Below are 16,350 nucleotides of genomic sequence, written 5' to 3' on the forward strand. Positions count from 1 at the left end.
GATAGACATGGAACGCCATTATTATATTTATTGGATTGAGGATGAATTTGCGCATCATTATTTTGGCAGAGAATCAATTTTGTTTCATTTGTTTGAGTCGTTACACTGGACGAACCGCACGGAAGATGAATTGGTGATGCTTGTGAAACAAGTGGATTACGTGACGAAACGAATCCCTGCTTTTCATATGCATCAGCGATTAATGAACAACTTAACGAACGTTCACTATACACAAATTGGCTCGATATACAGCGCTTCCTTACCTGATGGAAAAGGAACGGCTGCATTTATCATAAAAGATCGTTATATCCAAATGTCTGCCACCGGTAGTTATGAAGCAGAAGCAGTGTTTTTTGAAGTGCTGAGAAAAATTAGTCCTTGCTTCCTTGCGATGGACTTCGGTTCAAAGAAGCACGGGTGGCTCAATCCGGTAAAAGTGAGGAATTTTGTTTAAAAAAATAAAATTGAACGTGAAATGTTGTATAATAGCCTTTTGTTTAGTACACTTTATACGAGACAACATGAAGGAGGAAGAATTATGGATTTATGGGTTGTCATCCTTGTAGGCGTTGTTGCACTGCTTGCAGGAGTTGCACTCGGATTCTTTATTGCTCGTAAGTATATGATGAGCTACTTGAAAAAGAATCCACCAATTAATGAACAAATGCTTCGAATGATGATGATGCAAATGGGCATGAAACCGTCCCAGAAGAAAATCAATCAAATGATGAAAGCCATGAACAACCAAGCGAAATAATACGTACGATATTATGATCATAGATGGAACATGGTTATAAAGAATGGACAAGCGTTGTCCTTTCTTTATTGAATTCACCTTCATCAGACGCTTTAAAACCACTGTACTTGCCTAAATGAAGCAGGGAAGGTGGTTTTTATTTTGGCGTCAGCTTCCTGTAAAAAAACAAAAACCCCTGTTATCAGAGGTTTTTGTTTCGTTTATGGTCACACATATCAACTGTTCTAAAAATCGTGCAGCATGATAAATATCATGAGATATGATTAGTTGGCTGAGTTTGAGTGTAAGTGTCGTTGATATTGTAAGAGGAGATGATCTAGCTGCTGGCTATGTTCGATGGTCACTGTTGAGGTCATCCCATTGTGCATCACAACTTTCATCAGCTCTTCTCTTTTTTCTTCGATTTGAGTTAATAATGATGTTTTTACCAAAGTCATGTTCCTTTCATGCAAATCTTGATAAAAAGAATCGATTCTATTATATCCATTTTCAGGTTTATTTTCAAATTTAAAGGATTCGTTATCTCGATGTCAAATTAAATTATATAAGGTTTTAAGAGAATAGACCATCTTTATTGAGAGGATGTAAAAAAAATGAAATGATTTTGTCATCTCTTATTGTATATTGTAAGAAGGGGGTGTTTTTTTGACAGATTTGAATTACTTTTTAGCTTTCGGAGCAGGATTCCTTTCTTTTATCTCACCGTGCTGTCTGCCGCTTTATCCAGCGTTTTTATCTTATATTACGGGCGTTAGTATGGATGAAGTGAAATCTGAGAAGGTGATGCTGAGAAGAAGAAGTCTGCTTCATACCTTATTCTTTTTAATTGGTTTCTCTATTATCTTTATTGCGATAGGCTTTGGGACATCGTTTGTTGGGAAGTTTTTTGATGATTACCATCAAGCGATTCGCCAGGTTGGAGCTATCCTCATTATTTTCTTTGGTTTTATGACGCTTGGTGTATTTCAGCCTTCTTTCCTCATGGGCGAAAAGAGAATGCAGTTCAAAAACCGACCTGCTGGTTTTTTTGGATCGATTCTCATTGGAATGGGCTTTGCCGCTGGTTGGACACCTTGTACAGGACCTATTTTATCTGCTGTTATCGCACTGGCGAGTAACAATCCTGAGTCGGCTGTGCCTTATATGATTGCGTATGTATTTGGATTTGGCGTTCCCTTTTTTGTTCTCTCCTTTTTCATTACGAAAATGGCGTGGATCAGAAAGCGTCAGCAGCTCATCATGAAAATTGGCGGGATCATTATGATTGTGGTAGGGATATTGCTGTTCTTTGATCTCCTCACATGGATTATCATCATGTTCTCATCCTTGTTTGGCGGATTTACAGGCTTTTGAAATCGTTTTCTACAGTCGCGGCGAATGGTTTTTTTTCGTCAATTGGAGTATATTATACATAGGCTGACCTTAAAGAATAAAGGAATGATTTGATATGATGGTCTTAATCTCTTCTATAATTGCAATATGTATGGCGGTAGCCGTCATGTTTATTCGCATTAAGTCATCTGCAAAACCGGCAACCGCGAAAAAAATTATATTACCTCCTATTTTCATGAGCACTGGAGCTTTGATGTTTTTTGTTCCTATGTTTCGAGTAACTGGAGCTGAATTTCTTGAAGCGATCACAGTGGGGATGTTTTTCTCCATCTTTTTAATCAAAACATCGAAGTTTGAAATTAGAGGGAACGAGATTTACTTAAAGCGTTCAAAAGCATTTGTATTTATTCTCATTGGACTTCTTGTTCTTCGTATCGGGATGAAGACGATCCTGAGTTCTTCTATTGATTATGGCTCTCTAAGCGGAATGTTTTGGATACTTGCCTTTGGCATGATTGTACCTTGGCGCGTTGCCATGTATTTGTCGTTTAGAAAGCTGTCTAAGCAATTAGATCCGCAGCAGGTTCAAATGAATTAAACCCAGATTGTTGACAAAGGGCTAAAATGATCTTTATTTTAGCCCTTTGTCTTCTTTCTTTTCAGTGTGATAGAAAACCTTTGAAGTCTAGGAAGGGTGAGCACCAGCGCACAGGACTGACAAAGAATGCGAGGGTTTGTCTACACGCTGAACCTCCTTTTTATAAAGGAGGTTATTTTAATAATGCTTCATATGGCGTATGATCGATGTTTTTTTCTTGAAGGCGCTTCAATAAAAACTTATGATCACGCTTTGGTGTAGCGATAATATAGCCGCGAATGATTAAGTCTAAATTAATGCTGGCAGCTTGTTCTTTTAAAGCCAGCTCGCCAATTTTTCCTGCAATCTTTTCTTTGGCGACATCTCTAAACAGCTCTGGAACAGGTAATACAAGCTCATTTAAAAGCTGTTTGTCTTCTTCCCGCCATAGGTGGAGGCTCTTTTGAATATATTCATCCTGCCAATCAAGCTCTGATTTCCCATCTTCCTTCGGCAATCGTTTTAAAAATTTGCGAAACATAAAAAAGCCACCGATTGCGAGTAATCCGATCATCACCGTACCCCAAAATAAAATGAACCACAAAAACCAGCCGCTTAACATGTTCTCACTCCTTATACCCCTCGTCTCTCTATCTTATTTTACATGAAGCGATGATAGAAGAAAATAACAAAAATGTATGTCTCTCATCTCTATGAACGCCTTTTTTCATTCATAACTGCCCATTTACTAGAAAGACCCAAACCATCTAGTAGAAAAAGAATACCTTATCATATAGCGACTCTACTATTTGGCCATGGTGGTTCGCAAAAGGTATTGACTTGACACGAACGGAAGAGAGCCCACCAAATGAAGGTGGGCTCTTAATGTTTGAAGTGCGGGATTTGAAAGGAAAATGCCCCGCGTGGATGGTCGGAACTTTTTTTAATTCTTATCGAAATGATTCGGTTTTCGTATTCTGTTTCAATCTCTTTGTCGTTCAAATAAAAAGGGAGCATGACACTTTTTTCAATTGGCTGTTCGCCTTCAACATTTGGCTTTTGTACCGTGCAACAGAGAGTCAGCTCATGTCCAGCGAAGGTCAGCTTTACATCGGTGATCGATAGGGTGGAGACATCAATCTCAATAATATAATCACGGCTTGTTTCATAAAGGTCAATTGGGAGGTGTTCATCATACCAGGCAAATGGATCATCCATTAAAACATTGAGCCAATCATCTATTTCTAGAAAATCAGAGGAATTCGATTGCTTTTCATTCTCCATAGACACTCCTCCATCACATCTCATAATAAATGATATGTTGAGAACTGAAATGTGTGAAAGACCTAAAACATTCCGTTTTGCCACGGGATGAGAGGAGAATGTTTACATATCGTGATGAGAATTGTGCTTTTGTCTTGTATGGTTGCGGTTTTTTACTTTTTTACTGCCTGATAATGGCTCAGGCTGTCCGCTTTGATGCTCCTTAGGCGAGTTTTGACGGATGTCTTTTCCTGTGTTTTTATTCGTCATGATGCTTGCTCCTTTCCTATTGATTTTTTTTACGTTTTTTATTGTTTTGTCTTTGTTCTTCTGTTAAAACGAGTTGGTCATTTTCAATATAGCCTGCACCATTACCTTGGCTTTTGGCTGCATTCATGCCCTCAATCACATGATTTGCTTTACGTTTTGTCATGTTCTATCACCTCAATTGTAGTATGAACCTGCCCTGCTTGGATTATGAAGAGTAATCATTTCCTAGTGATAAGATAAACTTATTGAATTTAATAAAAGCATTGTTATTTACTTATGTATGAATTTGTTTTAAGATGAAATTGTGAGAAAATTGTGGTGAAATACGACGATTTTTCTGAGAATTGAAATTGATCTTGATCATCAAAAGGGGGATTTTGGATATGTCGAAACAGCAGCAAGTCGCTAAACAAGACGCTTTTCAATCTAGAAAAACGTTTTCGACAAATGGGAAAACGTATCACTATTATTCGTTAGAAGCACTAGAGAAACAAGGAATCGGAAATGTTTCTAAGCTGCCTTATTCCATTAAGGTACTTTTAGAATCAGTGCTTCGCCAAGTAGACGGTAGAGTGATCAAAAAGGAACACGTTGAAAACTTGGCAAAATGGGGAACTGCCGAGGTCAAAGAAATTGATGTTCCATTTAAACCTTCTCGTGTTATTTTACAAGACTTCACGGGTGTACCAGCCGTCGTTGACCTTGCTTCATTAAGAAAAGCAATGGCAGATGTAGGTGGGGATCCGGATAAAATCAACCCTGAAATTCCAGTTGACCTTGTTATTGATCACTCAGTACAAGTTGATAAAGCTGGAACTGAAGATGCATTAAACATTAACATGGATTTAGAATTCGAACGTAACGCAGAGCGTTATAACTTCCTTAGCTGGGCAAAGAAAGCGTTTAATAACTATCAAGCTGTTCCGCCTGCAACAGGGATTGTTCACCAAGTAAACTTAGAGTACCTTGCAAGTGTTGTTCATGCGATTGAAGAAGATGGCGAGATCATCACTTACCCAGATACATTGGTTGGTACTGACTCTCATACAACCATGATCAACGGTATCGGCGTACTTGGATGGGGCGTTGGCGGTATTGAAGCGGAAGCTGGTATGCTCGGTCAGCCTTCATACTTCCCAGTACCAGAAGTCATTGGTGCTAAATTAGTTGGAGAGCTTCCAAACGGAACGACTGCAACTGACCTTGCATTAAAAGTGACACAAGTTCTGCGTGAAAAAGGCGTAGTGAACAAGTTCGTTGAGTTCTTCGGACCAGGTGTTGCACAGTTGCCGCTAGCAGATCGTGCAACGATTGCGAATATGGCGCCTGAATACGGGGCTACTTGCGGATTCTTCCCAGTAGATGAGGAAGCTCTTGCTTACCTTCGCCTTACTGGACGTGATGAAGAGCAAATTAATATCGTTGAAGAATATTCTCGCGCAAATGGCTTATTCTATACGCCAGATGTAGAGGACCCAATTTTTACGGATGTTGTGGAAATTGATCTTTCTAAAATTGAATCAAACTTATCTGGTCCAAAGCGTCCACAAGATTTGATTCCACTTTCAGAAATGAAAGAGACGTTCCATCAGCACATCGAAAGCCCAGCCGGTAACCAAGGGTTTGGATTAGAAAAATCAGAGCTGGATAAACAAATTGAATTTGATCTAGCAAATGGTGAAAAGGCTGTGATGAAGACAGGTGCGATTGCGATTGCAGCGATTACGAGCTGTACGAATACATCAAACCCTTACGTCTTAATCGGAGCAGGTCTTGTTGCGAAGAAAGCAAGTGAGCTTGGCATGAAGGTGCCAAACTACGTGAAAACGTCACTAGCGCCAGGTTCTAAGGTTGTGACAGGATACCTCGTGAACTCAGGACTTCTTCCATACTTAAGAGACCTAGGATTTAACATCGTTGGGTATGGCTGTACAACATGTATCGGTAACTCAGGACCGCTTGCACAAGAAATTGAGGATGCTGTCTCTGAAAATGATCTGCTGATCACTTCTGTTTTATCAGGTAACCGTAACTTTGAAGGACGTATCCATCCGCTTGTGAAAGGAAACTACCTTGCATCTCCACCATTAGTTGTGGCGTATGCACTTGCTGGCACGGTGAATATTGATTTAACAAAAGACCCTATCGGTGTGGATAAAAACGGTGAGAACGTTTATTTCAATGACATTTGGCCATCAATGGACGAAATCAACAGTGTCGTGAAAAGCACAGTCACACCTGAACTCTTCCGTTCAGAGTATGAAACTGTATTTGACAGCAATGACCGCTGGAATGAAATTAAAACGACAGATGATGCGTTGTATAAATGGGATGAAAATTCCACATACATTGACAACCCGCCATTCTTTGAAAACTTATCAGTCGAGCCTGGTAAAGTTGAACCGCTTAAAGGCTTGCGCGTCGTTGCGAAGTTCGGTGACTCTGTGACAACTGACCATATTTCTCCTGCTGGAGCGATTGGTAAAGACACACCTGCGGGTAAATACTTGCAAGAAAGAGGCGTATCTCCTAGAGACTTTAACTCATATGGATCTCGCCGTGGTAACCACCATGTCATGATGAGAGGTACTTTTGCAAACATCCGTATTAAGAACCAAATCGCACCAGGAACAGAAGGCGGATATACAACGTACTGGCCAACTGGTGAAGTGACATCCATCTATGATGCATGCATGCGTTATAAAGAAGATGGCACAGGTCTTGCGATTTTAGCAGGTAAAGACTACGGAATGGGTTCTTCCCGTGACTGGGCTGCAAAAGGAACAAACCTTCTTGGAATTAAATTCGTTCTTGCTGAAAGCTTTGAGCGTATCCACAGAAGTAACCTTGTCTTCATGGGTGTACTTCCGTTACAGTTTAAAGACGGAGAAAGTGCAGAAACTTATGGACTAACAGGAACAGAAACATTTGAAGTTGAAGTTGATGAAACAGTTCGTCCACGTGATCTTGTCACTGTGAAAGCAATTGATACAGATGGCAATGAGAAAACATTTGAAGTGGTTGTTCGCTTTGACAGTGAAGTCGAAATTGACTACTATCGTCATGGTGGTATCCTTCAAATGGTACTTCGTGAAAAATTGGCAAGCAACTAATACTCATACAGCAAAGAAGAGAAGGCGCCTAGATAGCTTTCTCTTCTTTTTTAAAATAGTGGAGGATCAATCATGTGGAAAAAAGGAATAGCAAGCGCTGTTTTACTTGTGTTGATTGGTTTACTTGTGTGGAATTTACTTGAACCAAAAGAGCCCGCAATCGGTCTTGAAAAAGGGGATCAAGCCCCTGATTTTGAACTTAAAACCCTTGATGGTCAAACGGCCTCGTTATCTGATTACAAAGGGAAAAAGGTGCTCGTCAATTTTTGGGCGACATGGTGTAAGCCATGCAGGACAGAAATGCCGGATCTAGACGCAATTAGAAGCGAATATGATCAGGTCGAAGTACTTGCAGTGAATTTAACGACCACTGAAAAAAGTGAAGATCATGTTGCAGCATTTGCAGATGAATTAAAGCTGAGCTTTCCTATTTTATTGGATCAAAAAGGCATTCAAGCACGATATCAGGTGCTTTCATACCCAACAACATACATATTAGATGAAAAAGGACGCATCATGTCTGTGAAGCATCAAATGCTGACAAAAAAAGAAATTGAGCAAGAGCTGGATCTATAATGATTCAGCTTTTTTGCTTATTTTCTAAATGTTTTGGCGAAAATGAAATACAAACACTGGAGGTGAGTACAATGAGAAGAAGAAAACGACGTACATTTGAAGAGCTTGTACTTGAAAATAAAAAAGAATTATTAAGCAATGAGGAATTTTTAAACCAGCTTGAAGAAAAGTTGGAAGAGCGATTTAGACAGAAATAAGTTATGAATTATCCTTTTTCGTTCATCCTAAAGAAGAGGGAGGGATGAATGATGGGTAGAGAGCATGATAAACAAGCGCAGTTTACACCAGACCATTTAGGGACAAAACCTGTAGCATACAAACGCAATAAAGGTAAAAAGATGCATAATAAATCAAATGAACAGCCTGATGTGATACAGACGAAGGGCGAATAAGGAGGGAATCAAGATGAATGGAAAGTCATATCAATCCAATCCAGATGATCGTTCTGATAATGTTGAAAAGCTGCAAGATATGATTGAAAACACCCTTGACAATATCGATGAATCTGAAGCAGCGATGGCCCTTTCGACAGATCAAGAAAAACAGATGATTAAGCAAAAAAATGAAAATCGAAAAATGAGCATAGATGCGATGCGTTCTGAAATCAAGGACGAAGAAGCAGCAAGAAAAAATGGCTATACTGAATAAACCAGGGATCCCTGGTTTATTTTATTGCCTCCTTTTAGAAGAACCATTTCGATTGTGGTAAAATGGCAGAGATATTAGGTTTTGATAGGAGAGCGATGAAAACGTGTATGTATCTAAAAAAGAAATAGAAGTCCGTTATGCAGAAACAGATCAAATGGGCATTGTGTATCATGCCAATTATTTAATCTGGATGGAAGTCGGCAGAACAGCACTGATTAAAGAATTAGGATTTTCCTATGCGCAGCTAGAAGCAGACGGCGCTCTTGCACCCGTTATAGATTTGCAGGTGAAATATAAAAAACCACTCCTGTACGGTGAAACAGCGACCGTTCATACTTGGATTGAAGAATACAATGGACTCAAAACGGTGTATGGCTACGAAATTCAAAAGCCTGATGGACAAACAGCGATTACAGGGACAACCTCGCATATTTGTGTAGACAAAGACACCTTTAGACCTATTCAATTTAGAAAAGCATTTCCTGCCTGGCACAAAGTATATGAACAGTCGAAGAAGCAGGTTTAACTTATGGCGTTTGGTCTTAAAAGAAGCGATCTAAATGCGTGGAAATCAGCTGTTCAGCAGGGAAAAATGGCCTTTTTAACTCATTATTGGCTTGATGACCGTTTCCCGCATGCTAATACCGTCACTAAAGCAGCCTGTCAGGATATGAAGCAGTTAATTGAATGGGGAGAAAAGCATGGACTTAAAAAAGAATGGGTTCATGACCGCGCAGGGTTTCCTCACTTTGACTTGATCGGTGAACCACAAAAAAGAATCCTGCAAAAGGAGCGGTCTTTAGGAAACATTCAGGAGTATGGACTATATATTGAAGGATAAAACAAAAAAGATACCCGAGGGATGAGGTATCTTTTTTGTTTATTCATAATGAAATTCTGGTTCTTTTACAGACTCGTTATAATCAATATGCAGATCATGGTTGTCAAAATACCAAATATCACTTTCTTCTACAAAGAAAGTAATACCTTCTATTTCAGCGGTTGCGCCGGCATTTTGAGGTTCATCTTTTGCGACGCCGAGAGAAAAGCCTTTTTGTACATTACTGCACCCGCCATATCTCACAAAAAAGCGAACTTGATCACCTTTTTCTAAATCTAATTCATCCTTGTACCAATTAAGTGCATCTTCTTTTATCGTTAATTTCAATGTGATCGCCCCTTTTTGAAGTCATGCTGTTTTTTAAAATGCAGGATGCAAAAAACAGCTTTTCTTTACTTTTACCACAGAATGAAACTTATGAAACGGCTAGAGCCATTTGATTTTCGGTTCAGTTTTGTTGAGGATTCGTTTGAGGTTGGCGATGTGTCTGTAGATCACAAAACCAGCAAGAACGGCAACAACAATGATTAAGAATACGTCTTTGGTGAATATGCTGTAAATGAATGTATAGATGCCGGTCAGCATAGATGATAATGAAACATATTTACTAATGTATAAAAATAAGAAAAAAGCAGCGATCATCGTGATAAATAAGAATGGGGCATAAAATAATAACACGCCGCCAGATGTAGCGACTGCTTTTCCCCCTTTAAATTTTGCAAAGATAGGAAAGCTGTGACCAATAACAGCAGCAACCCCTACTAATAAGGGATGAATGTCCAGTTGCATGAAAAACGGTAAAGCAGAAGCGAGAGTCCCCTTTAAAATATCAGCAGAAATAACGATAGACCCTGCTTTTACGCCAAGCGTACGAAATGCATTCGTCGCACCTAGGTTGCCGCTGCCATGTTCACGGATATCAATACCCTTTGCAGCTTTCCCGACAATGAGACCGGATGGAATACTGCCGAGAAGATAAGCCAAAATAAACATCAAAGCAATTAACATCTGCATAACTCCTTTATATTCTCCCTCTTGTCTTACATTTTAACATGATCTTATGAAAAACATGGGGATCTTTTTTTGAAAAAATCAAAAGCAGATGGATTCAGCTTTGTTTTTAAGCAGAAGTTCGCTAAAATAGAGGAAAAGGGGTGTTTGGATGAATCATCCTTCGAAACAAGAAATTGGCCGCATATTAAAAAGCAGTAAACGAATTGCTGTTGTTGGTTTATCAGATCAACCGCACCGAACGTCATATATGGTGTCTAAAGCGATGCAGGATGCCGGTTATGAGATCATTCCGGTGAATCCAACGATCGATGAAGCACTTGGTGTGAAAGCAGTCGCTTCACTAAAAGATATCAAAGAGCCTGTTGATATCGTGAATGTTTTTAGACGTTCAGAGTTTTTGCCCGAGGTAGCAGAAGAATTTCTTGAAATAGACGCACCTGTTTTTTGGGCGCAGCAAGGCATCTATCACGAAGAAGCGAAAAGGCTGATTGAGGAAAATGGCAAGGTCGCCATCATGGATGTATGTATCAAGGTGGCTCATGCAATGACAAAAACTCATTAAATCGTCAAAAATCCTTGGTTTTCAAGGATTTTTGCTTTTTTGTTACAGAAATATATTTGCGATTCTAGAAGAAAGCGATAAAATAAGGCGACAGGGACATATCGGTGATCTTGCATAACAAGCAAAAGAGCGATAAGATAAAAAACAGAACATTTGTTCCGTTTTGTAAAAATCATCATATGATTGCATTTGGCTTATCAAACAGTCTTGTTTATAATGGACTTCTAGTTCTCATTGCAGAATGTAGAACATTCTCATAGCCGTGCAAAGGAGCATGTTTTGTTGAACCATACATGCATGGTGATGATGCAGCTTATTAAAGTGGACAGTAATGAGCAGCATGATCATCATTAAAATCTAGAGAGATCATTTGATGGTTTGCCGGTTATGTTTGTTAGTGAAAGGGGATTAAGCATTTGGTTAAAAAGCAGCAAGTAGATTATAACGATGATTCTATTCAGGTGCTAGAGGGACTTGAAGCGGTCCGTAAACGTCCAGGAATGTATATTGGGTCAACGGATTCACGCGGTCTTCATCACCTTGTCTATGAGATTGTAGACAACTCTGTCGATGAAGTACTCGCTGGCCATGGAGATCATATCGTTGTCAAAATACATAAAGATAATAGCATTTCCGTCCAGGATAAAGGACGCGGGATGCCTACTGGTATGCATAAGCTTGGAAAACCGACACCTGAGATCATTTTAACGGTCCTTCACGCAGGCGGAAAATTTGGTCAAGGCGGATATAAAACAAGTGGTGGGCTTCACGGAGTTGGGGCATCTGTTGTAAACGCGCTGTCAGAGTGGCTTACTGTCACAATTGAACGTGATGGCTTTATTTATCATCAGCGCTTTGAAAACGGCGGAAAGCCTGCCACATCACTTGAAAAAGTCGGAAAAACGAAAAAAACGGGAACACTGATTCATTTTAAACCAGATCGATCGATGTTCAGCGTTACAACCTATAATTTCGATACATTATCAGAACGTTTAAGAGAATCTGCCTTTTTATTGAAAGGATTAAAAATAGAGCTGATTGATGAACGACATGATGTACAAGAAACCTTTTATTATGAGACGGGCATTGAAGCCTTCGTTGCTTATTTAAATGAAGAAAAAGATGTTCTGAGTGAAGTGGTCTCATTTGAAGGAGAGCATCAATCCATCGAAGTAGACTTTGCATTTCAATTCAATGACGGCTACTCGGAAAATATTCTTTCTTTCGTCAATAACGTGAGAACAAAAGATGGCGGTACGCATGAGTCTGGTGCCAAAACGGCGATGACAAGAGCCTTTAATGAATATGCGCGCAAAGTAGCCCTTTTAAAAGAAAAAGACAAAAATTTAGAGGGCACTGATATTCGCGAAGGGCTGTCAGCTATTATTTCTGTCAGAATTCCTGAAGAACTGCTTCAATTTGAAGGGCAGACAAAAGGAAAGCTTGGGACAAGTGAGGCTCGCTCAGCTGTTGATGCTGTTATTTCTGAAAAGCTGGCTTATTTCCTTGAAGAAAACCGTGAAACAGCGACTCTTCTTGTGAGAAAAGCGATTAAAGCGCAGCAGGCAAGAGAAGCTGCTAGAAGAGCACGTGAAGAAGCAAGGAGCGGCAAGAAACGGAAAAAGTCCGAAGCAACACTGAGCGGTAAATTAACACCTGCTCAATCTAGAAACCCCGCAAGAAATGAATTGTACCTAGTAGAGGGCGACTCAGCGGGCGGGTCAGCAAAACAAGGACGTGACCGTAAATTCCAAGCGGTGCTGCCGCTTCGTGGAAAGGTCATTAACACAGAAAAAGCGAAACTTGCTGATATTTTCAAAAATGAAGAAATCAACACCATTATTCATGCGATCGGTGGAGGCGTCGGTGTCGATTTTAATGTAGAAGACATCAATTATGACAAAATCGTGATCATGACAGATGCTGATACGGATGGAGCGCATATACAAGTGCTTCTGCTCACGTTCTTCTACCGCTATATGAAGCCGCTGATTGAGCATGGTAAAGTGTTTATTGCACTACCACCTTTATATAAAGTCAGCAAAGGCTCAGGAAAAAAAGAAGTTATTGAGTACGCATGGTCTGATGAAGAAATGGACGACGTACTGAAGAAAGTTGGAAAAGGGTACACGATTCAGCGCTATAAAGGTTTAGGTGAAATGAACGCCGACCAGCTATGGGAAACGACAATGAATCCAGAATCGAGAACACTTGTCAGGGTTAAAATCGACGATGCTGCACGTGTGGAACGCCGCGTCACGACATTGATGGGTGACAAAGTAGAACCACGTCGTAAATGGATTGAAAAGAATGTCGCCTTTGGACTTGATGAGGAAAGCAACATTCTTGAAAATGAAAACTTGTCGCTAGCTGAGGAGGTTTAAACATGGCACAACAAGAACGATTTCATGATTTACCATTAGAAGAAGTAATCGGAGACCGGTTTGGTCGCTATAGTAAATATATTATCCAAGACCGCGCGCTTCCAGATGCGCGAGATGGACTAAAGCCTGTACAACGAAGAATTTTATATGCGATGTACGCAGAAGGAAACACGCAAGATAAAAACTTCCGTAAAGCCGCGAAAACAGTCGGTAACGTGATTGGTAACTATCATCCGCACGGTGACTCATCTGTTTATGAAGCGATGGTGAGAATGAGTCAGGATTGGAAAGTACGGAATGTGCTCATTGAGATGCATGGAAATAACGGGAGTATCGATGGTGATCCGCCTGCTGCCATGCGTTATACGGAAGCAAGGCTATCTGCGATTGCTTCAGAGCTATTAAAGGACTTAGACAAGGAAACGGTCGAGTTTGTCGCAAACTTTGATGATACAAGCAAGGAGCCAGTTGTTTTACCAGCAATGTTTCCAAACCTTCTCGTGAATGGATCAACAGGGATTTCTGCTGGTTATGCCACTGATATCCCGCCGCATCATCTAGGAGAAGTGATTGATGGTGTCATTAAACGAATCGAACAGCCGCATTGTACGGTTGAGGACTTAATGACGGTCATCAAAGGTCCAGATTTCCCAACAGGCGGTATCATTCAAGGGGTAGACGGCATTAAGAAGGCCTATGAAACAGGCAAAGGAAAGATCATGATTCGGGGAAAAGCGGAGATTGAAACCATCCGCGGCGGGCGCCAGCAAATTGTGATCACAGAGATTCCTTATGAAGTGAATAAAGCCAACCTTGTCAAAAAGATGGACGAGTTCCGAATTGAAAGAAAAGTGGAAGGAATTTCAGAGGTTCGAGACGAGACTGACCGGACTGGGCTTCGAATCGTAGTAGAGCTGAAAAAAGAAGCAGATGCAAATGGTGTTTTGAATTTCTTATATAAAAACTCAGATCTGCAAATCCCGTATAACTTTAATATGGTGGCGATACATAATCGTAGACCAACCTTAATGACGCTCACAACTATACTTGATGCATATATTGCTCATCAAAAAGAAGTGGTGACGAATCGCTCAGCATATGAGCTTCGAAAAGCGAAGGAACGCCACCATATTGTAGACGGATTAATTAAGGCGCTATCCATCTTAGATGAAGTCATTGCCACAATCCGCTCTTCTAATGATAAGCGAGATGCGAAAAACAACTTGATGGATAAATATGACTTTACAGAAGCACAATCAGAAGCGATTGTTTCCCTCCAGTTATATCGTTTAACGAATACGGATATTACGCAATTAAGAGACGAAGCAAGTGAGCTTGATGTGCGTATAGCAGAACTTGAAGACATTTTAGGTAACGAGAAAAAGCTGCTAAAGGTCATTACAAACAGTTTGAAAAAGCTCAAAAAGACATATGCTGATGAGAGACGATCTGTCATTGAGGAAAAAATCGAAGAAATTAAGATTAACCTAGAAGTGATGATTGCCTCAGAGGATGTTTACGTCACGGTGACGAAGGATGGGTACATCAAACGGACAAGCCAGCGCTCCTATGCTGCATCTAACGGTAAGGACTTTGGCATGAAGGATACAGACCGCCTGATTCATCAGTTTGAAATGAACACAACAGATGTCCTTCTATTGTTTACGAATAAAGGGAGCTACATTTATTGTCCTGTGCATCAGCTGCCAGACATACGATGGAAAGACATGGGGCAGCATATTACGAATATCATTTCTATTGATCGTGATGAATCCATCCAAAAAGCCATTCCAATTAAAGAATTTGATGAAACATCGTATCTGCTGTTCTTTACAAAGGGCGGAATGGTGAAAAAAACAGAGCTTCTTCAATATAAAGCGCAGCGCTATTCAAAACCGCTTGTCGCCTTGAACCTAAAAGGGGACGATGAACTCGTGGATGTCCATGTGACAACAGGACAGCAGGAATTGTTTATTGCGACGAAAAATGGCTACGGATTGTGGTTTGATGAAGAAGAAGTAAGTGTTGTTGGTCCGAGAGCGGCTGGTGTTAAAGGCATCAACTTGAAGGACGGGGACGAAGTAGTCTCTGGCCAGATCATTGATCCGAAAAACGATGTTCTTGTGTTGACGACACAAAGAGGGGCTGTGAAGCGAATGAACCTCTCTGAATTTGATAAAACATCTAGAGCCAAACGCGGAGTTCTGATGCTAAGAGAATTAAAGAAAAACCCGCATCGTATTGTGGCTGTCATTGCTGCATCACTGCACGACACACTTGAAATGGATACAGAGAAGGGTGCAACGATTCCGCTTGATATCTCTACTCTCAGAGCGAATGACCGTTATAGCAATGGATCATTTATTGTAGATGAGGAAGAGCAGGGAGAAGTAACGCATGTCCTTGTCACACCTCAACCTGCACCAGATGACAATAAATAAGCAAACGAAAAACCCCCTGCGATAAACAGGGGGTTTCTTTTATATACGGGTCATTTAGCTCTCGTGGCTGCCAAACATGTTTGTAATGGCGTGCACTACTTCAATTCCTTGGTAGACGAAAAGAGAAAGTGAAGTGACAGAGAATAGACCTAGAATGAATACTCTTAAGAAAAATAACATCGTGTAAAACCTCCCAATTTTTGTTTTGATTTAGATGGTTGGGTTAAACACGAGATAGTCGGAAATAAGAAGATTGATAGAACACTGCAAGTAAATGCTTCTTTTTCCGGTCATATTGATCAGTATGAGTGATGCGTGCAAATCCAGCTGTCATACTGCCAATCATCAGCAGTACTGTAAATGCGGCAAATACTGCGCTCACATGTTTTTGTTTCTTTTCATCGCCCATGGTCTGAGCGATTTTCATCTCATGTGATTCTTGATCGGCAACCACCTTTGCATGATGGTATACCTGAACGGAATGAGGCATTGAGAACAAATGAAAACTTGCGAGTGCTATGAATAAGACAGCTAATTTTAGCAGCATATTTTTTTTCATTTATCTCACCCCT

At 40.3% G+C, this 16,350-nt stretch carries 23 protein-coding genes; 14 read left to right on the top strand and 9 right to left on the bottom strand.

Going from position 1 to position 16,350, the window contains the following annotated elements:
* The first annotated feature begins 7 nt into the window (after positions 1–7).
* Both sirA and NSQ36_RS08725 read left to right on the top strand, forming a co-directional pair.
* Complete coding sequence (sirA, locus tag NSQ36_RS08720) at positions 8–454, top strand: sporulation inhibitor of replication protein SirA (protein WP_003212113.1); 447 nt, start codon at positions 8–10, stop codon at positions 452–454.
* Positions 455–538: 84 nt separating this feature from the next.
* Complete coding sequence (locus NSQ36_RS08725; protein WP_003212379.1) at positions 539–757, top strand: YneF family protein; 219 nt, start codon at positions 539–541, stop codon at positions 755–757.
* 263 nt (positions 758–1,020) lie between these two features.
* Here the strand turns inward: NSQ36_RS08725 and NSQ36_RS08730 are convergent, their stop codons facing one another.
* On the bottom strand, positions 1,021–1,188 hold the full coding sequence (locus NSQ36_RS08730; protein WP_003211291.1) for an aspartyl-phosphate phosphatase Spo0E family protein: 168 nt from the start codon (positions 1,186–1,188) through the stop codon (positions 1,021–1,023).
* Between the two features lie 214 nt (positions 1,189–1,402).
* On the opposite strand from NSQ36_RS08730, the gene NSQ36_RS08735 reads away from it, so the two are divergent.
* Positions 1,403–2,110 carry a cytochrome c biogenesis protein CcdA gene (locus NSQ36_RS08735; protein ID WP_113387035.1) on the top strand — a complete coding sequence of 236 codons (708 nt, stop codon included), beginning with the start codon at positions 1,403–1,405 and terminating at the stop codon, positions 2,108–2,110.
* Between the two features lie 94 nt (positions 2,111–2,204).
* On the top strand, positions 2,205–2,687 hold the full coding sequence (locus NSQ36_RS08740; protein ID WP_050944898.1) for a CcdC protein domain-containing protein: 483 nt from the start codon (positions 2,205–2,207) through the stop codon (positions 2,685–2,687).
* A 172-nt stretch (positions 2,688–2,859) separates the two neighbouring features.
* On the opposite strand, the gene NSQ36_RS08745 is transcribed toward NSQ36_RS08740, so the two are convergent.
* The 4 genes from NSQ36_RS08745 to sspO form a co-directional block, all read right to left on the bottom strand.
* On the bottom strand, positions 2,860–3,288 hold the full coding sequence (locus tag NSQ36_RS08745; protein WP_044141405.1) for a DUF2621 domain-containing protein: 429 nt from the start codon (positions 3,286–3,288) through the stop codon (positions 2,860–2,862).
* A gap of 260 nt (positions 3,289–3,548) precedes the next feature.
* The gene (locus NSQ36_RS08750; RefSeq protein WP_050944897.1) at positions 3,549–3,950 is read right to left on the bottom strand and encodes a spore coat protein; all 402 of its coding nucleotides are present in this window, start codon (positions 3,948–3,950) and stop codon (positions 3,549–3,551) included.
* Positions 3,951–4,052: 102 nt separating this feature from the next.
* Positions 4,053–4,199, bottom strand: a complete 147-nt coding sequence (locus NSQ36_RS08755; RefSeq protein WP_012010105.1) for a small acid-soluble spore protein P — start codon at positions 4,197–4,199, stop codon at positions 4,053–4,055.
* Between the two features lie 16 nt (positions 4,200–4,215).
* A complete protein-coding gene (gene sspO, locus NSQ36_RS08760; protein ID WP_113387037.1) occupies positions 4,216–4,362 on the bottom strand; it encodes a small acid-soluble spore protein O in 147 nt (48 codons plus the stop codon).
* 220 nt (positions 4,363–4,582) lie between these two features.
* Here sspO and acnA point away from each other — a divergent pair, with 220 nt between their 5' ends.
* The 7 genes from acnA to NSQ36_RS08795 all read left to right on the top strand — a co-directional run bounded on the left by acnA (position 4,583) and on the right by NSQ36_RS08795 (position 9,377).
* Positions 4,583–7,312 (top strand): aconitate hydratase AcnA, encoded by a 2,730-nt coding sequence (acnA, locus tag NSQ36_RS08765; RefSeq protein WP_003212077.1) that lies wholly within the window; start codon positions 4,583–4,585, stop codon positions 7,310–7,312.
* A gap of 72 nt (positions 7,313–7,384) precedes the next feature.
* Positions 7,385–7,888: a TlpA disulfide reductase family protein gene (locus tag NSQ36_RS08770; protein ID WP_050944895.1), complete on the top strand. Its 504-nt coding sequence runs from the start codon at positions 7,385–7,387 to the stop codon at positions 7,886–7,888.
* A 71-nt stretch (positions 7,889–7,959) separates the two neighbouring features.
* The gene (locus NSQ36_RS08775; RefSeq protein ID WP_003211002.1) at positions 7,960–8,085 is read left to right on the top strand and encodes an FbpB family small basic protein; all 126 of its coding nucleotides are present in this window, start codon (positions 7,960–7,962) and stop codon (positions 8,083–8,085) included.
* 51 nt (positions 8,086–8,136) lie between these two features.
* Positions 8,137–8,280 carry an acid-soluble spore protein N gene (locus NSQ36_RS08780; protein WP_008357830.1) on the top strand — a complete coding sequence of 48 codons (144 nt, stop codon included), beginning with the start codon at positions 8,137–8,139 and terminating at the stop codon, positions 8,278–8,280.
* Positions 8,281–8,293: 13 nt separating this feature from the next.
* A complete protein-coding gene (gene tlp, locus NSQ36_RS08785) occupies positions 8,294–8,536 on the top strand; it encodes a small acid-soluble spore protein Tlp (protein WP_003211760.1) in 243 nt (80 codons plus the stop codon).
* 103 nt (positions 8,537–8,639) lie between these two features.
* Entirely contained in the window at positions 8,640–9,062 is a 423-nt protein-coding gene (locus NSQ36_RS08790) for a thioesterase family protein (protein ID WP_003211985.1), read from the top strand.
* A gap of 3 nt (positions 9,063–9,065) precedes the next feature.
* Positions 9,066–9,377: a hypothetical protein gene (locus NSQ36_RS08795; protein WP_113387039.1), complete on the top strand. Its 312-nt coding sequence runs from the start codon at positions 9,066–9,068 to the stop codon at positions 9,375–9,377.
* A 39-nt stretch (positions 9,378–9,416) separates the two neighbouring features.
* Here NSQ36_RS08795 and NSQ36_RS08800 read toward each other — a convergent pair whose 3' ends face one another.
* Both NSQ36_RS08800 and plsY read right to left on the bottom strand, forming a co-directional pair.
* Positions 9,417–9,704 carry a HesB/YadR/YfhF family protein gene (locus tag NSQ36_RS08800; protein ID WP_003210876.1) on the bottom strand — a complete coding sequence of 96 codons (288 nt, stop codon included), beginning with the start codon at positions 9,702–9,704 and terminating at the stop codon, positions 9,417–9,419.
* A gap of 99 nt (positions 9,705–9,803) precedes the next feature.
* Complete coding sequence (plsY, locus tag NSQ36_RS08805; protein ID WP_003212462.1) at positions 9,804–10,385, bottom strand: glycerol-3-phosphate 1-O-acyltransferase PlsY; 582 nt, start codon at positions 10,383–10,385, stop codon at positions 9,804–9,806.
* 154 nt (positions 10,386–10,539) lie between these two features.
* On the opposite strand from plsY, the gene NSQ36_RS08810 reads away from it, so the two are divergent.
* The 3 genes from NSQ36_RS08810 (at position 10,540) to parC (ending at position 15,778) form a co-directional block, all read left to right on the top strand.
* Positions 10,540–10,953, top strand: a complete 414-nt coding sequence (locus NSQ36_RS08810) for a CoA-binding protein (protein WP_050944892.1) — start codon at positions 10,540–10,542, stop codon at positions 10,951–10,953.
* 416 nt (positions 10,954–11,369) lie between these two features.
* Positions 11,370–13,337, top strand: a complete 1,968-nt coding sequence (gene parE / locus NSQ36_RS08815) for a DNA topoisomerase IV subunit B (RefSeq protein WP_095117801.1) — start codon at positions 11,370–11,372, stop codon at positions 13,335–13,337.
* A 2-nt stretch (positions 13,338–13,339) separates the two neighbouring features.
* Positions 13,340–15,778: a DNA topoisomerase IV subunit A gene (gene parC, locus NSQ36_RS08820; RefSeq protein WP_251190484.1), complete on the top strand. Its 2,439-nt coding sequence runs from the start codon at positions 13,340–13,342 to the stop codon at positions 15,776–15,778.
* 54 nt (positions 15,779–15,832) lie between these two features.
* Here parC and NSQ36_RS08825 read toward each other — a convergent pair whose 3' ends face one another.
* Together NSQ36_RS08825 and NSQ36_RS08830 are read right to left on the bottom strand one after the other, a co-directional pair.
* Entirely contained in the window at positions 15,833–15,958 is a 126-nt protein-coding gene (locus NSQ36_RS08825) for a hypothetical protein (RefSeq protein WP_003210976.1), read from the bottom strand.
* Between the two features lie 43 nt (positions 15,959–16,001).
* On the bottom strand, positions 16,002–16,337 hold the full coding sequence (locus NSQ36_RS08830) for a hypothetical protein (protein WP_003210975.1): 336 nt from the start codon (positions 16,335–16,337) through the stop codon (positions 16,002–16,004).
* Positions 16,338–16,350: the final 13 nt, after the last annotated feature.

The sequence above is a fragment of the Bacillus sp. FSL W8-1143 genome (genome assembly GCF_037965155.1).
Taxonomy (GTDB): domain Bacteria; phylum Bacillota; class Bacilli; order Bacillales; family Bacillaceae; genus Bacillus; species Bacillus pumilus.

Excerpts from the sequence above, each read along its gene's own strand:
- sirA (WP_003212113.1), top strand. The coding sequence starts at position 8 with ATGGAACGCCATTATTATATTTATTGGATTGAGGATGAATTTGCGCAT.
- NSQ36_RS08725 (WP_003212379.1), top strand. The coding sequence starts at position 539 with ATGGATTTATGGGTTGTCATCCTTGTAGGCGTTGTTGCACTGCTTGCA.
- NSQ36_RS08740 (WP_050944898.1), top strand. The coding sequence starts at position 2,205 with ATGATGGTCTTAATCTCTTCTATAATTGCAATATGTATGGCGGTAGCC.
- NSQ36_RS08745 (WP_044141405.1), bottom strand. The coding sequence starts at position 3,288 with ATGTTAAGCGGCTGGTTTTTGTGGTTCATTTTATTTTGGGGTACGGTG.
- NSQ36_RS08750 (WP_050944897.1), bottom strand. The coding sequence starts at position 3,950 with ATGGAGAATGAAAAGCAATCGAATTCCTCTGATTTTCTAGAAATAGAT.
- NSQ36_RS08755 (WP_012010105.1), bottom strand. The coding sequence starts at position 4,199 with ATGACGAATAAAAACACAGGAAAAGACATCCGTCAAAACTCGCCTAAG.
- sspO (WP_113387037.1), bottom strand. The coding sequence starts at position 4,362 with ATGACAAAACGTAAAGCAAATCATGTGATTGAGGGCATGAATGCAGCC.
- acnA (WP_003212077.1), top strand. The coding sequence starts at position 4,583 with ATGTCGAAACAGCAGCAAGTCGCTAAACAAGACGCTTTTCAATCTAGA.
- NSQ36_RS08770 (WP_050944895.1), top strand. The coding sequence starts at position 7,385 with ATGTGGAAAAAAGGAATAGCAAGCGCTGTTTTACTTGTGTTGATTGGT.
- NSQ36_RS08775 (WP_003211002.1), top strand. The coding sequence starts at position 7,960 with ATGAGAAGAAGAAAACGACGTACATTTGAAGAGCTTGTACTTGAAAAT.
- NSQ36_RS08780 (WP_008357830.1), top strand. The coding sequence starts at position 8,137 with ATGGGTAGAGAGCATGATAAACAAGCGCAGTTTACACCAGACCATTTA.
- tlp (WP_003211760.1), top strand. The coding sequence starts at position 8,294 with ATGAATGGAAAGTCATATCAATCCAATCCAGATGATCGTTCTGATAAT.
- NSQ36_RS08795 (WP_113387039.1), top strand. The coding sequence starts at position 9,066 with ATGGCGTTTGGTCTTAAAAGAAGCGATCTAAATGCGTGGAAATCAGCT.
- plsY (WP_003212462.1), bottom strand. The coding sequence starts at position 10,385 with ATGTTAATTGCTTTGATGTTTATTTTGGCTTATCTTCTCGGCAGTATT.
- NSQ36_RS08810 (WP_050944892.1), top strand. The coding sequence starts at position 10,540 with ATGAATCATCCTTCGAAACAAGAAATTGGCCGCATATTAAAAAGCAGT.
- parC (WP_251190484.1), top strand. The coding sequence starts at position 13,340 with ATGGCACAACAAGAACGATTTCATGATTTACCATTAGAAGAAGTAATC.
- NSQ36_RS08825 (WP_003210976.1), bottom strand. The coding sequence starts at position 15,958 with ATGTTATTTTTCTTAAGAGTATTCATTCTAGGTCTATTCTCTGTCACT.
- NSQ36_RS08830 (WP_003210975.1), bottom strand. The coding sequence starts at position 16,337 with ATGAAAAAAAATATGCTGCTAAAATTAGCTGTCTTATTCATAGCACTC.